Source organism: Pseudomonas sp. AS2.8, from assembly GCF_014190935.1.
Classification (GTDB): Bacteria; Pseudomonadota; Gammaproteobacteria; order Pseudomonadales; family Pseudomonadaceae; genus Chryseomonas.
Genome location: NZ_JACHVV010000002.1, coordinates 1,011,686 through 1,025,654 on the forward strand (window position 1 = coordinate 1,011,686; position 13,969 = coordinate 1,025,654).

13 protein-coding genes are annotated in these 13,969 nt (G+C 67.6%); 8 read left to right on the plus strand and 5 right to left on the minus strand.

The features are described from left to right. Positions 1-411: 411 nt before the first annotated feature. From amn to FHR73_RS11605, 3 genes are all read right to left on the minus strand, one after another. Entirely contained in the window at positions 412-1,884 is a 1,473-nt protein-coding gene (amn, locus tag FHR73_RS11595) for an AMP nucleosidase (protein WP_059229834.1), read from the minus strand. 71 nt (positions 1,885-1,955) lie between these two features. Continuing rightward, positions 1,956-3,701, minus strand: a complete 1,746-nt coding sequence (locus FHR73_RS11600; RefSeq protein ID WP_183631233.1) for an ABC transporter ATP-binding protein — start codon at positions 3,699-3,701, stop codon at positions 1,956-1,958. Further along, entirely contained in the window at positions 3,698-5,431 is a 1,734-nt protein-coding gene (locus FHR73_RS11605; protein ID WP_183631235.1) for an ABC transporter ATP-binding protein, read from the minus strand. Before FHR73_RS11605 ends, FHR73_RS11600 begins: the two co-directional genes overlap by 4 nt. A gap of 179 nt (positions 5,432-5,610) precedes the next feature. Between FHR73_RS11605 and FHR73_RS11610 the strand changes: the two genes are divergently transcribed. The 4 genes from FHR73_RS11610 to FHR73_RS11625 all read left to right on the plus strand — a co-directional run bounded on the left by FHR73_RS11610 (position 5,611) and on the right by FHR73_RS11625 (position 9,084). Beyond that, positions 5,611-6,408, plus strand: coding sequence for a hydroxymethylpyrimidine/phosphomethylpyrimidine kinase (locus FHR73_RS11610; RefSeq protein WP_183631237.1), 798 nt, complete (start codon positions 5,611-5,613; stop codon positions 6,406-6,408). Further along, positions 6,405-7,034 carry a thiamine phosphate synthase gene (gene thiE, locus FHR73_RS11615; protein WP_183631239.1) on the plus strand — a complete coding sequence of 210 codons (630 nt, stop codon included), beginning with the start codon at positions 6,405-6,407 and terminating at the stop codon, positions 7,032-7,034. Before FHR73_RS11610 ends, thiE begins: the two co-directional genes overlap by 4 nt. 20 nt (positions 7,035-7,054) lie before the next feature. Next, entirely contained in the window at positions 7,055-8,341 is a 1,287-nt protein-coding gene (gene hemL / locus FHR73_RS11620; protein WP_183631241.1) for a glutamate-1-semialdehyde 2,1-aminomutase, read from the plus strand. A 197-nt stretch (positions 8,342-8,538) separates the two neighbouring features. Beyond that, positions 8,539-9,084, plus strand: a complete 546-nt coding sequence (locus FHR73_RS11625; protein WP_027597185.1) for a tetratricopeptide repeat protein — start codon at positions 8,539-8,541, stop codon at positions 9,082-9,084. A 12-nt stretch (positions 9,085-9,096) separates the two neighbouring features. Here the strand turns inward: FHR73_RS11625 and FHR73_RS11630 are convergent, their stop codons facing one another. Further along, entirely contained in the window at positions 9,097-9,432 is a 336-nt protein-coding gene (locus FHR73_RS11630) for a DUF1820 family protein (protein WP_007159644.1), read from the minus strand. 64 nt (positions 9,433-9,496) lie between these two features. Beyond that, positions 9,497-10,420, minus strand: coding sequence for a LysR family transcriptional regulator (locus FHR73_RS11635; protein ID WP_183631243.1), 924 nt, complete (start codon positions 10,418-10,420; stop codon positions 9,497-9,499). 119 nt (positions 10,421-10,539) lie between these two features. Between FHR73_RS11635 and FHR73_RS11640 the strand changes: the two genes are divergently transcribed. The 4 genes from FHR73_RS11640 (at position 10,540) to ybeY (ending at position 13,966) form a co-directional block, all read left to right on the plus strand. After that, a complete protein-coding gene (locus tag FHR73_RS11640) occupies positions 10,540-10,944 on the plus strand; it encodes a RidA family protein (RefSeq protein ID WP_183631245.1) in 405 nt (134 codons plus the stop codon). An 86-nt stretch (positions 10,945-11,030) separates the two neighbouring features. Then, the gene (gene miaB / locus FHR73_RS11645) at positions 11,031-12,404 is read left to right on the plus strand and encodes a tRNA (N6-isopentenyl adenosine(37)-C2)-methylthiotransferase MiaB (protein ID WP_183631570.1); all 1,374 of its coding nucleotides are present in this window, start codon (positions 11,031-11,033) and stop codon (positions 12,402-12,404) included. Positions 12,405-12,504: 100 nt separating this feature from the next. Further along, positions 12,505-13,521, plus strand: coding sequence for a PhoH family protein (locus tag FHR73_RS11650; RefSeq protein WP_183631247.1), 1,017 nt, complete (start codon positions 12,505-12,507; stop codon positions 13,519-13,521). After that, entirely contained in the window at positions 13,511-13,966 is a 456-nt protein-coding gene (ybeY, locus tag FHR73_RS11655; protein ID WP_183631249.1) for an rRNA maturation RNase YbeY, read from the plus strand. Before FHR73_RS11650 ends, ybeY begins: the two co-directional genes overlap by 11 nt. The last annotated feature ends 3 nt before the right edge of the window (positions 13,967-13,969 follow it).

Below are 13,969 nucleotides of genomic sequence, written 5' to 3' on the forward strand. Positions count from 1 at the left end.
CTGATCGCGGCCATGGGCCGCTCCTACGGGCACGGAAGCAACCGTAGGAGCGGCCGCATCGGCGGACCGCCATGGCCGCAACCAATCCCCTGGCACCGTAGCGTGGAAAACGGCGCAGCCTTTTCCACTGAGGCGTTCGATGCCTAAGTACGCTCTCACCCCAGCCCTCTCCCAGGGGGAGAGGGGGCAATCCGAGCACTGCTAGGCCGCTTTCGATCCAGCACCGTAGCGTGGAAAACGGCGCAGCCTTTTCCACTGAGACTTTCGGTGCCGAAGCGCACCCTCACCCCAACCCTCTCCCAGAGGGAGAGGGGGCCTTCCGCGCGACTCTAGAACAATCGAACTGGGGCTCATCGCCGTCCGTAGGTTGGGTTGAGCGCAGCGAAGCCCAACGGGCCCATCCCCAGCGCCTTACCGGAACGGCGGCTCGTCGAAGCTGCGCAGCTTGCGCGAGTGCAGGGAGTCGAGCTGGGTGCGCAGCTGGTCCAGGGCGGCGATGCCGATCGCCAGGTGCTGGCTCACCGCCCGCGCATAGAAGGCGTTGGCCGAGCCCGGCAGCTTGATCTCGCTGTGCAGGGGCTTGTCCGACACGCACAGCAGGGTGCCGTAGGGCACCCGCAGGCGATAGCCCTGGGCGGCGATGGTGCCGCTCTCCATGTCCACCGCCACGGCGCGCGCCAGGTTGATCAGCGGGCGTTCCTGGGCCCAGCGCAACTCCCAGTTGCGGTCGTCGTAGGTCAGCACGGTACCGGTGCGCAGGCGCCGCTTGAGCGCCTCGCCGCGTTCGCCGGTGACGCTGGCGGCGGCTTCCTGCAGCGCCACCTGCACCTCGGCCAGCGCCGGGATGGGAATGTGCGGCGGCACCACGCGGTCGAGGATGCCGTCGCGTCTCATGTAGGCGTGGGCCAGCACGTAGTCGCCGATGGTCTGCGACTGCCGCAGGCCGCCACAATGGCCGATCATCAGCCAGCAGTGCGGACGCAGCACCGCCAGGTGGTCGGTGATGTTCTTGGCGTTGGACGGGCCGACGCCGATGTTGACCAGGGTGACGCCATGGCCGTCACCGGCGATCAGGTGATAGGCCGGCATCTGGAAGCGGTGCCAGGCGATGGCGGCAATGACCGCCTGGGCCTCGGTGGGGTCCATGTCGCGTTCGATGATGACGTTGCCCGGCAGGACCAGGCGCTCGAAGCGCGGATCGCTGCGCAGCTGTTCCAGGCCGTGCTGGATGAACTGGTCGACGTAGCGATGGTAGTTGGTCAGCAGGATCCAGGGCTGCACGTGGCGCCAGTCGCTGCCGGTGTAGTGGACGATGCGTCTCAGCGAGAAGTCGGTGCGGGCGGCATCGAACAGCGCCAGCGGCAGCGGATCTATGCGCTCCCAGTCGTAGTGGCCGTCGGCGATGTCGTCGTGGGCGGCGGAGAGATCGGTGCTGGGAAAGACCCGCGCCAGCTCGGCGGCGGTCACGCCACTGCCGGCCAGTTCGTCGCCCTGCTCCACCACATAGGGATAGGGGATGTCCTGGCGACTGCGGCCGATCTCGACCTGGAGGTCATAGTCACGCATCAGCGGCTCGAGCTGCTCCAGCAGATAGCCGCGAAAGGCCGCCGGATGGGTCACGGTGGCCACATAGGTGCCGGGCAGCTGGATCTTGGCGTAGGCGCGGGTGGTGGCCGGCGGCACGCCGGGGGCGCGATAGCGGATGCGGATCTCGGGGTAGCGGAACAGCTCGCGCTCGGCCGCGCTGGGCTCGACGCGATCCTTGAGATAGCGCTTGAGGGCAGCACCCAGGGCCTGGGTGGCCTCGTCGTGCAGAGCCGCGAGACGGTCGACCGCCTCGCTGGCGGTGGCAACGGCGGTGAAATCCTCGGGTACGGAGGTCATGCAGGTTTCCTTGTTGGGGCGCTGGCTATAGCTGACACCCTAACACCCCTGCATGACAACGGCTTCCCTCGCTAAAGCGTCTTTTCCCCCTGGGCATGCTGCTCCCACAGGCGCCGATAGTGCCCGTCGGGCCGCTGCAGCAGGGCCTCGTGACTGCCCTCCTCCACCTTGCGGCCGTCGCGCAGCACCAGGATGCGATCGGCATGGCGGATGGTGGACAGGCGGTGCGCCACCACGATCAGGGTGACCTGGCCGCGCAACTCGTCCAGCGCTCCCTGCAGCCGCGCCTCGGTGGCGCTGTCGATGCTGGCGGTGGCCTCATCGAGCAGCAATACCTTGGGTTCGCGCAGCAGCGCCCGGGCCAGCGCCAGGAGCTGCCGCTCGCCGGTGGACAGGGTGAAACCGCGCTCGCCCAGCAGGGTATCCAGGCCTTCAGGCAGACGCGCCACCAGGTCGTCCAGGTGGGCGGCGGCCAGGGCTTCGCGCAGTCGCGCATCCGGCACCTGGCTGCCGAGCAGCAGGTTGTCCCTCAGGCTGCTGGAGCGGATGAAGGGTTCCTGGGGCACGCTGGCCAGTGCCGCGCCCAGCACCTCCGGGGTCAGGCTGCCCAGTTCGCGACCGTCCAGGCAGAGATGGCCACCGGTGACCGGTTGCAGCCCGGCGAGCAGATCGAGCAGTGTCGACTTGCCGCTGCCGGTGGGCCCGACGATGCCGAGGAAGGTGCCCGGAGGGATGTCCAGGTCGATGCCGTGCAGGGTGTCGTGGCCAGCGCCGGCATGGCGGAAGCGCACCGCATCGAGGTGGAAGTGCGCGGTCACGATGGGCCGGTCGTCTTCGCCACTCAACGCCGGCTTCTCTTCCAGCAGGTGCAGCAGGCGGGTACCGGCCACCGTGGCCTGCTGAAACAGGTTGAATCTCTGAGTGATGTCCATCAGCGGCTCGGTCACCCGGCCCAGGTAGGTGACGAAGGCGTAGAGCACGCCGATCTCGGCGCCGCCTTGCAGATGGCCCATCCCGTAGACCAGCAGCAGCACCGCCAGCACCGCCACGCTGACCAGGTCCAGCGCCGAACGCAGCAGCAACCCGGAGACGCGGATGGTGCGCATGCGAGCGCCGTACTGGGCCTGGTTGAGGCGCTGGAAATCCTGGCGGAAGCGCTCGGTCTGGTTGAAGGCCTGCAACAGGCCCATGCCGCCGATGGCCTCGCCCAGGCGGGCGCTCTGCTCGGCGCGCAGCATCCGCACCTCCATGGCCGCCGCCCCGCTGTATCGCTGATAGGCCCAGACGATCAGCACTGCCGCCGGGATCAGCAGCACGGCGATGGCCATCAGCCGTACGTCGAGCAGCGCCATGGCCACCAGGATGCCGATCAGCAGCACGATGTTGCCGACCATGTTGCCGAGAAAGGCCACATAGAGTTCGCGCAGGGCATCGGTGTCGTTGGTGACCCGCGCCACCAGTTCGCCGGTGGCGGTACGGTCGTGGAAGCTCTGCGGCAGGCTCAGCACGTGGCGGAACAGCCGGCGCCGCTGCAGGAGCACCACGTCCATGGCGATCTCGGCGAATCTCAGCGATTGCAGGTAGCGGCCGTAGGCGGCCAGGCCCTGGGAGACCACATAGGCCGCCACCAGGCCCACCAGCGGCCAGAGGCGCAGATCGTGGGGCACCAGGTAGTTGTCCAGGTAGTGCTTGGTCAGCCAGGGCCCCAGCACATCGAACAGGGTCGCCGTGACCAGGATCGCCAGGGTGCCGGCCAGCTTGCGCGGATTGGCCAGTACCGGCTTGAGCAGCAGCGAGAGTACGCGGGTCCTGGTCATTGGCTGGCCTCCTCCGCCTGTTGCAGATTCCACAGTCGGGCATAGAGGCCACCGGCGGCGAGCAGCTCGCCGTGACGGCCCCGCTCCACCAGGCTGCCCTGGTCGAGCACGATGATCTCGTCGGCGTGCTGCACGGCCGAGAGCCGGTGGCTGACGATCAGGGTGGTACGCCCCTGCAGCCCGGCCAGCGTCTTCAGCAGGCGGGCTTCGGTGGCGGTATCCACTGCCGAGAGGGTGTCGTCCAGCAGCAGGATGGGCGCCGGCGAGAGCAGCGCCCGCGCCAGGGCCACCCGCTGGCGCTGACCACCGGAGAGGGTCAGGCCGCGCTCCCCCACCGGCGTATCCAGCCCTTGCGGCAGGGCCGCCAGGTCGGTGGCGAAGGCGGCGGCGTCCAGGGCTTCGCGGATCTCCCCGGCGGTGGCATCGGGGCGACTGAGGGCGACGTTCTCGCCCAAGGTGCGGGCGAACAGGAAGGGATCCTGGGGCACATAGGCGAACTGGGCGCGCAGATCGCCCAGGCGATATTCCTCCAGCGGCACTCCGCCCAGGCGGATGCAGCCCTGCTCCAGCGGAAACTGGCGCAAGAGCAGGCGCAGCAGGGTGCTCTTGCCGCTGCCGGTGGCGCCGACGATGCCCAGGGTATCGCCAGCGGGTAGATCTATGACCACGTCCTGCAAGGCCGGTTGACGCGCCTGGGGATAGGTGAACGCCGGAATATAGACCGACAGATCGGCCTGGTCCGGTGGCGTCTGGGTGCCCTCGTCACGGATGCGCTCGGTGACGGCGAACACCTCTTCCAGCCGGCGGGCCCCGGCCTCGCCCCGCTGCAGCAGGTTGAAGCACCAGCCGATGGCGAACATCGGCCAGATCAGCTGCACCAGATAGAGGCTGAAGCTGGTCAGCTGGCCGAGGGTGATATGGCCGTCGAGATAGCGCCAGCTGCCCATGACCAGGGTCAGCAGGGTGGCGAGACTCAGGGCGACGAAGATGATCGGCTCGTAGCGCGCCTCGGTGCGCTGCACCTGGTAGTCGGCCTTGGCCACGCTGCGGGCGCGGGCGTCGAAGTCGTCCAGCTCGGCTTCGATCAGGGCGTGCTGGCGCAGCATGCGCAGGCCGCTCAAGGCTTCCTGGGTACGGTCGTTGAGCGCGGAAAAGCCGGCCAGCGCCAGGCCGAAGCGCTGCTGCACCCGCCGCGCCACCCGATAGAAGCCCCAGGCCATGAAGGGAAAGGGCAACAGCGCCAGGGCAGCCAGGGGCGCATCGATGCCGATGAACATGGCCAGCAGTACCAGCAGCAGGGTCAGCATGCCGTCGAAACTGGCCAGCACCCCTTCGCCGGCGGCGGTCTCCACGGCGTCGATGTCCTGGGTCGCGCGGGCCAGCAGGTCACCGGTGCGACTGGACTGGAAGAAGCCGGGGTCCAGCCGCGCCAGCTTGGCGAAGAAGGCGTCGCGCAACTCCACCCCGACCTGGTAGGAGGTGCCGAACAACCGCACCCGCCATTGATAGCGGAGCACATAGAGGCCACAGCCGACCGCCACGATCAGGGCGACGCGCCAGAGCAGGCCGGTCTGATCCAGCTCGCCGGCGCGCAGGGCGTCGATGGCCTTGCCGATCCACCAGGGCAGCGTCAGGTTGAGCAGGCCGACGCCCAGCAGGCAGAGGATGGCAGTCCCGTAGGCACTCCGTTGGCGCAGGAAGAAATCACGCAACAACCGCCACAACGCCATAGAACCGCCTTACCCGAGCAAAGGTGCAGTATATCGGCTACCCAACCGGCAGCGGAGTTCCTTCGTCCCGATCCGGGTCCCATGTCAACGGGTGGCGCAGGGCGCGAGGTCGTTGTAGGGTGCCACTCCCTGCGGCACCCGGCCGCTGCGCCCCTTTTCCCTTTGCTAGGCTGACGCCCATGACCCTCGAACCCCAACGTCCTGTCGTCCTCTGCCTGTCCGGCCACGATCCGAGTGGCGGCGCCGGTCTGCAGGCCGACATCGAAGCCCTGCTCGCCCAGGGCTGCCATGCCGCCCCGGCGGTCACTGCCCTGACCGTGCAGGACACCGTCGACGTGCGCGACTTCCGGGTGCTGGATCGCGAGTGGGTACTGGCCCAGGCCCGGGCGATCATCGCCGACCTGCCGGTGGCGGCGGTCAAGCTGGGCATGCTCGGTTCGGTGGAGATGGTCGAGACGGTTCTGGAGATCATGGAGTCTCTGCCGGGCGTACCCCTGGTCTGCGATCCGGTGCTGCGCGCCGGTGGCGGCGGCGCCCTGGGCAAGGACGAGGTCGGCTACGCCATCCGCGAACGGCTGCTGCCGCGCGCCACCATCGCCACCCCCAATCTGCCCGAGGCGCGCATCCTCGCCGAGTTGCCCGAAGGCACCCCGGAGCAGTGCGCCGAGCGCCTGCTGCCCTTCTGCGCCCACCTGCTGATCACCGGCGGCCATGGCGAGGAACACGAGGTGCACAACCGTCTCTATGACCGTGCCGGCGGCTGCGAGACCCATATTTGCCAACGCCTGCCCGGCAGCTATCACGGCTCCGGCTGCACCCTGGCCAGTACCCTGGCTGGGCGCCTGGCCCTCGGCGAAGCCCTGCCCAGCGCGGTGCGCAGCGCCCTGGACTATACCTGGCGCACCCTGAGGGACGCCGAGCGCCCCGGTCGCGGTCAGTACGTACCGCGCCGCCTGCCGCTGGACTTCTGCTCATGAGCCCCCTGCGCGGCCTCTATGCCATCACCGACAGCGCCCTGCTCGCCGAGGGTCGCCTGCTGCCCTATGTCGAAGCCGCGCTGCAAGGCGGCGCCCGGCTGGTGCAGTACCGCGACAAGTCAGGCGACGCCAGCCGCCGCCAGGACGAAGCCGCTGCCCTGGCCGAGCTCTGCCGCCAGCATGGCGCCCAGCTGATCATCAATGACGACCTCGCCCTGGCTCGCCAGCTGGGCGTCGGCCTGCACCTGGGCCAGGAAGACGGCTCCCTGGCCGCGGCCCGCGCCGAACTGGGGGCGGACGCGCTACTCGGCGGCACCTGCCACGCCAGCCTGGAACTGGCCGAGGCCGCGGCCCAGGCTGGCGTCAGCTATCTGGCCTTCGGTCGTTTCTTCGCCTCCAGCACCAAGCCGAATGCTCCGCCGGCGCCCCTGGAATTGCTCGACCAGGCCCGCAGCCGCTTCGCCCTGCCGGTCTGCGCCATCGGCGGTGTCACCCTGGACAACGCCCCGCACCTGCTCGACCACGGCGTCGATCTGCTCGCCGTCGTCCACAGCCTGTTTTCCGCCGCCAGCGCGGGCGAAGTGGAGCGCCGTGCGCGCGCCTTCGCCCAGCTGTTCGCGGCCTGATCCCGTTCAAGGAGACCCCTATGTCCCGCTCTGCACAACTCTTCGACCAAGCCCAGCGCCACATCCCCGGTGGCGTCAACTCGCCGGTCCGCGCCTTCAAGAGCGTCGGCGGCACGCCGCTGTTCTTCAAGCACGCCCAGGGCGCCTACATCGTCGACGAGGATGACAAGCGCTATGTCGACTACGTCGGTTCCTGGGGTCCGATGATCCTCGGCCACAGTCATCCGGACGTGCTCGACGCCGTGCGCCGCCAGCTGGAACACGGCCTCTCCTATGGCGCGCCGACCGCCCTGGAAACCACCATGGCCGACCTCATCTGCGAGATCGTGCCGTCCATGGAAATGGTGCGCATGGTCAGCTCCGGCACCGAGGCCACCATGAGCGCCATCCGCCTGGCGCGTGGCTACACCGGGCGCGACACCATCATCAAGTTCGAGGGCTGCTACCACGGCCACTCCGACAGCCTGCTGGTCAAGGCCGGCTCCGGCGCCCTGACCCTGGGCGTGCCCAGCTCCCCCGGCGTGCCGGCGGCCTTCGCCCAGCACACCCTGACCCTGGCCTACAACGACCTGGGCGAAGTGGAGGAAACCCTGGCGAACGTCGGCGACCAGATCGCCTGCATCATCGTCGAGCCGGTGGCCGGCAACATGAACTGCGTGCCGCCGGCGCCGGGTTTCCTGGAAGGACTGCGCAGCCTCTGTGATCGCTATGGCGTGGTGCTGATCTTCGATGAGGTCATGACCGGCTTCCGCGTCGCCCTGGGTGGCGCCCAGGCGCACTACGGCATCCGTCCGGACCTCACCACCTTCGGCAAGATCGTCGGTGGCGGCATGCCGGTGGGCTGCTTTGGCGGCAAGCGCGAGATCATGGAAAAGATCGCCCCGCTCGGCCCGGTCTACCAGGCCGGCACCCTCTCGGGCAATCCGCTGGCCATGGCCGCCGGCCTCACCACCCTGCAACTGATCCGCCGCCCCGGCTTCCACGCCGAGCTGACCGACTACACCACGCGCATGCTGCAGGGCCTGCAGGACCGCGCCGACGCCGCGGGCGTGCCCTTCGTCACCACCCAGGCGGGCGGGATGTTCGGTCTCTACTTCAGCGGCGCCGAAGACATCGTCACCTTCAGCGATGTCATGTCCAGCGACAGCGAGAGGTTCAAGCGCTTCTTCCACCTGATGCTGGACGGTGGCGTCTACCTGGCGCCCAGCGCCTTCGAGGCCGGCTTCACCTCCATCGCCCATGGCGACGAGGAATTGCGCATCACCCTGGACGCCGCCGAGCGCGCCTTCGCCACCTTCAAGGACTAGGTGTCATTCGTCTCGCTTGCGGAACCTCTCTGCCACGCCGGCCTCACACCTAGTTGAGTGGCCGGCGTCACAGGTAAAAAAGTTCCGCCGTTGCGCGTAAAGGTTTTGAAAGCGTGCGTCGGCTTGACCCATAATGAGATGTCGGCGCGTTTCGCCGACCGGGTTCTCTGAACCTGCCTCGCTTGTGGAGGCGCTTCATGCACCGCGCTGGCCGTACCCTGTGCGCAGCCCTGATTCTGATGCCCCTGGTCGCCCTGGCCGGAGGCAATTCGCTGCTCGTCCCCAGCACCAGCCGTTGCAACCTGAATCTGGCCAACGAAGCCCTGGCGCAGGCGATCGCCCGCTGCCAGCAGATCGCCCACGACGGCGATTCCCAGGCGCAGTACGAACTCGGCGACTTCTACTACGAAGGCAAGCAGACGCCCAAAGATCTCAACCAGGCGCGCCAGTGGTTCGAGCAGGCTTCGCTCAAGGGCAATGCCGATGCGCAGAATCGCCTCGGCAACATGTTCTTTCGTGGCGAGGGCGTACCGCCCAACAACATCCAGGCCTACATCGTGCTGAAGATGGCCGCCATCAATGGCAACGACGAAGCCATGGACACCGCCGATCTGGTCAGCGCCCAGATGCGCCGTGACGAGCTGGAGATGGCCACCCAGGTGCTGGGCCAGATCTTCCGCGACTATCTGCAGGACATGCAGACCGCGGGCAACCTCAATCCCTTCCAGCCGCCGCAGAACTGACGACGTACGCGGTCAGGGCTTGTCGGGCATCGGCATGGGAAACGGCATGACATTGGTGCCGCCCTTGGCCTCGCTGATCTTGGGCTGGCCCAGACGCTCCACCTCGTCGATGCGGATGATCGAATGCATGGGCACGAAGCTGCGCACCACGCCTTCGAATTGCGCCTTGAGCTTTTCCTCGCTCGGATCCACCACCACCTGGGTGCGCTCGCCGAACACCAGCTCCTCGATCTCCAGGAAGCCCCAGAGATCGCTCTGGAAGATCTGCTTGGCGTAGATCTCGAAGACCTGACCCTGGTTGACGAAGATGACCTTGTAGATGGCCGGCTTGCTGGGGGATGAGCTCATGGCGGAGGCGGGTTTCGACGGTGAAAAGAGGGCGGCGAGCATAGCATGCCGGCCGCGATTCCCGTCAGCCGTCGCCAGGGGTTTCCAGCCAGGCGCGCTCGGCGACCACCGCGCTCACCCAGTCGATGAAGACCCGCAACTTGGCGCTGACGTGACGGTTGGGCGCGAAGGCCAGATACAGCGGCATGGGTGCCACCTGCCAGTCCGCAAACAGCCTGACCAGTTCGCCACGGGCGATGGCCGCCACCGCGAGATAGTGCGGCAGGCAGACTACCCCGAGCCCGGCCTGCCCCGCCGCCAGGCAGGCGTTGCCGTCGTCCACCTCCAGGCTGTGCCGGCTCTGCAGTTCCAGGCGCTCGGCGCCGCGCTGCAGGGCATAGGGAAAGCCCTTGCCCGCCCCCCAGAGAAACCGCACCACCCGGTGCGGCGCCTCGGCCAGCTCGGCGGGATGAACCGGCGTGCCCTGGGCGGCGAGATAGGCCGGCGCGGCATAGCAGCCCAGCCGCAGCGCCCCCAATGGCCGAGCCACCAGATACTGCTCGCGGATGCGCCCGCCGCGGATCACGCAATCGACGTTGTCGCCGATCAGATCCACCTGGCGATCGCTGACGCCCAGCTCGAGCTGGATGTCCGGATAGCGCTGGAGAAAGTCCGGCAGGGCCGGGATCAGGATCAGCCGCGCCAGCGGACTGGGCACGTCCACCCGCAGGCGCCCGCGGGGCGTGCGGGTGGCCACCGAAAGCCCCGTCTCGGCATCGTCCACCGCCGCCAGCACGCCCAGGCACCGCTCGTAGTAGGCCGCACCGTCGGCGGTGACCTGCACCTGCCGGGTGGTGCGATTGAGCAGGCGCACCTGCAGGTGCGCTTCGAGCTGCTGCACCTGCTGGGTGACGCGGGTGCGGCTGCTGCCGAGGGTCTCGGCTGCGCGAGTGAAGCTGCCGGCTTCCACTACCCGCACGAAGGTCTGCATCGCGGCGAACAGATCCATGCCGATTCCTCCACAGGGGATTGTTTGGATTGTACAAACAATGCTGACCGCCGGACCGGGTTTATCCCCTGGCGGGCGACGCCTAAGGTGGCCCCACCCATTTCCACCGGAGCCCCACCATGACCCGCGACGTCGTCTTTCCCGCCCAGCGCCACGCCCTCTACGAACAGCACCGCTATTCGCCGGCCATCCGTTCCAACGGCTTTCTCTTCGTCTCCGGGCAGGTCGGCAGCCGCGCCGATGGCTCTCCCGAGCCGGAGTTGGAAAACCAGGTCCGCCTGGCCTTCGCCAACCTCGACGCCGTCCTCGCCGCGGCCGGCGCTTCCTTCGCCGACGTGGTGGACGTCACCCTGTTCATGGTCGATGCCGAAGCCAGCTTCGAACGCATCTGGCCGGTGCTGCTGGAGCACTGGGGCACGGCGCCCTACCCCACGGTAACCGCGGTCGGCGCCACCTGGCTGGCCGGCTTTCGCTTCGAGATCAAGGTCATCGCCCGGCTGCCGGAGGGCGCCGCCCAGGCCTAGACCGACCGCCTTCCGGGCGGCTCTTCCCCGTCCCGAAGGCCATCATTATAATGCGCGGTCCACTCGCCACCGACTCCCTGCCGCGCATGTCCAAGAAGCTCTATATCGAAACCCATGGCTGCCAGATGAACGAATACGATTCGTCGCGCATGGTCGACCTGCTCGGCGAACGGGAGCCGCTGGAAGTCACCCAGAATCCGGCCGAGGCCGATGTCATCCTGCTCAACACCTGCTCGATCCGCGAGAAGGCGCAGGAAAAGGTGTTTTCCCAGCTCGGTCGCTGGCGCGAACTCAAGCTGGAGAATCCCGACCTGGTGATCGGCGTCGGCGGTTGCGTGGCCAGCCAGGAAGGCGCCGCCATCCGTGACCGCGCGCCCTATGTCGACGTGGTCTTCGGGCCCCAGACCCTGCATCGCCTGCCGGAGATGATCGACGCCGCACGCACCACCCGGGCGCCCCAGGTGGACATCTCCTTCCCCGAGATCGAGAAGTTCGATCGCCTGCCCGAGCCGCGCATCGACGGTCCCAGCGCCTTCGTTTCCATCATGGAAGGCTGCAGCAAGTACTGCACCTTCTGCGTGGTGCCCTATACCCGTGGCGAAGAGGTCAGCCGGCCGCTGGACGACGTCCTCGCCGAGATCATCCACCTCGCCGAGCACGGCGTGCGCGAGGTGACCCTGCTGGGCCAGAACGTCAACGGCTATCGCGGCGCCACCGGCGACGGGCGCATCGCCGACTTCGCCGAACTGCTCTATGTGGTGGCGGCTGTGGATGGCATCGACCGCATCCGCTACACCACCTCGCACCCGCTGGAATTCTCCGACGCCCTGATCCAGGCCCACGCCGAGATCCCCGAGCTGGTGAAATTCGTCCACCTGCCGGTGCAGGCCGGTTCGGATCGCATCCTGGCGGCCATGAAGCGCAACCATACGGCGCTGGAATACAAGTCGCGCATCCGCAGGCTCAAGGCGGCGGTGCCCGACATCTGCATCAGCTCGGACTTCATCGTCGGCTTCCCCGGCGAGACCGAGAAGGACTTTGAGCAGACCATGAAGCTGATCGAGGACGTCGGTTTCGACTTTTCCTTCTCCTTCATCTACAGCGCCCGCCCCGGCACCCCGGCGGCGGACCTGGTCGACGACACCCCCGACGAGCTCAAGAAGCAGCGCCTGCAGATCCTGCAGACGCGCATCCACCAGCAGGGCTTCGAGATCAGCCGGCGCATGGCCGGCAGCATCCAGACCATCCTGGTCAGCGATTTCTCCAAGCGCGATCCCGGCATGCTGCAGGGCCGCACCGAGAACAACCGCATCGTCAACTTCCGCTGCAGCGATGCCAGCCTGATCGGCCAGTTCGTCCAGGTGCACATCGACGAGGCCCTGCCGCACTCCCTGCGCGGCACCCTGCTGGCCCCCGTCGCCAGCGGTGCGCGCCCGCCCGTCGCCGTCGCGCTGGCCTGATGGATGGTCGCACGCGCCCTTTGCCAAGGGCGCGACGCAGGTTACTCTCAAGCTACGTCAAGTTTTCGTAAAGCCAATCCAAAGGGTTTCCCAGCACACCTTGAATACCCCCCAGACGCTCCAGCACTTCACCCTCGAACCCTTCGATGCCGACCGTTTCGCCAACCTGTGCGGCCAGCTCGATGAAAATCTGCGCCAGCTCGAACGCCGTCTCGGCATCGAGATCCGCAATCGCGGCAACCAGTTCGAACTGGTCGGCGATCCCGAGCGCACCCGCGCGGCCCAGAACCTCCTGCAGCGCCTCTATCGCGAGACCGCCAGCGGTACCGCGGTGGCCCCGGAACTGGTCCACCTCTACCTGCAGGAATCCGGTCTGGAAGCCCTCCAGGAAGAGCACCGCAGCGGCGGCGACACCAGCGTGGCCCTGCGCACCAAGAAGGGCATGATCCGCCCGCGTGGCGCCAACCAGCAGCGCTACGTCAAGTCGATCCTCGATCACGACATCAACTTCGGCATCGGCCCGGCCGGTACCGGCAAAACCTATCTGGCCGTGGCCTGCGCCGTGGACGCCCTGGAGCGCGAGCAGATCCGCCGCATCCTGCTGGTGCGCCCGGCGGTGGAAGCCGGCGAGAAGCTCGGTTTCCTGCCCGGCGACCTGGCGCAGAAGATCGACCCCTATCTGCGCCCGCTGTACGACGCCCTCTACGAGATGCTCGGCTTCGAGCAGGTGGCCAAGCTCATCGAGCGCCAGGTCATCGAGGTCGCGCCGCTGGCCTACATGCGCGGCCGCACCCTCAACAATAGCTTCATCATTCTCGACGAGAGTCAGAACACCACCCTCGAGCAGATGAAGATGTTCCTGACCCGGATCGGTTTCGGCTCCACCGCGGTGATCACCGGCGACGTCACCCAGGTCGACCTGCCGCGCGGCACCAAGTCGGGCCTCAAGCACGTCATCGAGGTCCTGCGCGATGTGCCCGGCATCGGCTTCACCCACTTCGAATCCAAGGACGTGGTGCGCCACCCGCTGGTGCAGCGCATCGTCGAGGCCTACGACCGCTTCGAGGCGCTGCAGGACAAGCCGCGCGCTCAGGGAGAGGGTCGCCATGGCGATTGAACTGGACGTCCAGGTCGCCAGCGAGGCGGCCGACCTCCCCGAGGAGCCGGACTTACGCCGCTGGTGTGAACTGGCCCTGCGCGCCCGCCAGGGCGACTCGGAACTCACCATCCGCCTGGTGGACGAAGACGAAGGCCGCGAGCTGAATCGCACCTGGCGGCACAAGGACTACGCCACCAACGTGCTGTCCTTTCCGGCCGACGTGCCGGACGAATTCCTCGATATCCCCCTGCTCGGCGATCTGGTGATCTGCGCCCCCGTGGTGGCCCGCGAGGCCGCCGAGCAAGGCAAGCCCGCCGCGGCGCACTGGGCGCACCTGGTCATCCATGGCTGCCTGCACCTGCTCGGCTACGATCATCTGGAAGATGACGAAGCCGAGGAGATGGAAGACCTGGAACGCCAATTGCTCGCTGAACTGGGCTACCCCGATCCCTACGGTGAATGACAG

Bases quoted from the DNA above. Each gene is read 5' to 3' on its own strand.
- amn (WP_059229834.1), bottom strand. From the start codon at position 1,884: ATGACCTCCGTACCCGAGGATTTCACCGCCGTTGCCACCGCCAGCGAG.
- FHR73_RS11600 (WP_183631233.1), bottom strand. From the start codon at position 3,701: ATGACCAGGACCCGCGTACTCTCGCTGCTGCTCAAGCCGGTACTGGCC.
- FHR73_RS11605 (WP_183631235.1), bottom strand. From the start codon at position 5,431: ATGGCGTTGTGGCGGTTGTTGCGTGATTTCTTCCTGCGCCAACGGAGT.
- FHR73_RS11610 (WP_183631237.1), top strand. From the start codon at position 5,611: ATGACCCTCGAACCCCAACGTCCTGTCGTCCTCTGCCTGTCCGGCCAC.
- thiE (WP_183631239.1), top strand. From the start codon at position 6,405: ATGAGCCCCCTGCGCGGCCTCTATGCCATCACCGACAGCGCCCTGCTC.
- hemL (WP_183631241.1), top strand. From the start codon at position 7,055: ATGTCCCGCTCTGCACAACTCTTCGACCAAGCCCAGCGCCACATCCCC.
- FHR73_RS11625 (WP_027597185.1), top strand. From the start codon at position 8,539: ATGCACCGCGCTGGCCGTACCCTGTGCGCAGCCCTGATTCTGATGCCC.
- FHR73_RS11630 (WP_007159644.1), bottom strand. From the start codon at position 9,432: ATGAGCTCATCCCCCAGCAAGCCGGCCATCTACAAGGTCATCTTCGTC.
- FHR73_RS11635 (WP_183631243.1), bottom strand. From the start codon at position 10,420: ATGGATCTGTTCGCCGCGATGCAGACCTTCGTGCGGGTAGTGGAAGCC.
- FHR73_RS11640 (WP_183631245.1), top strand. From the start codon at position 10,540: ATGACCCGCGACGTCGTCTTTCCCGCCCAGCGCCACGCCCTCTACGAA.
- miaB (WP_183631570.1), top strand. From the start codon at position 11,031: ATGTCCAAGAAGCTCTATATCGAAACCCATGGCTGCCAGATGAACGAA.
- ybeY (WP_183631249.1), top strand. From the start codon at position 13,511: ATGGCGATTGAACTGGACGTCCAGGTCGCCAGCGAGGCGGCCGACCTC.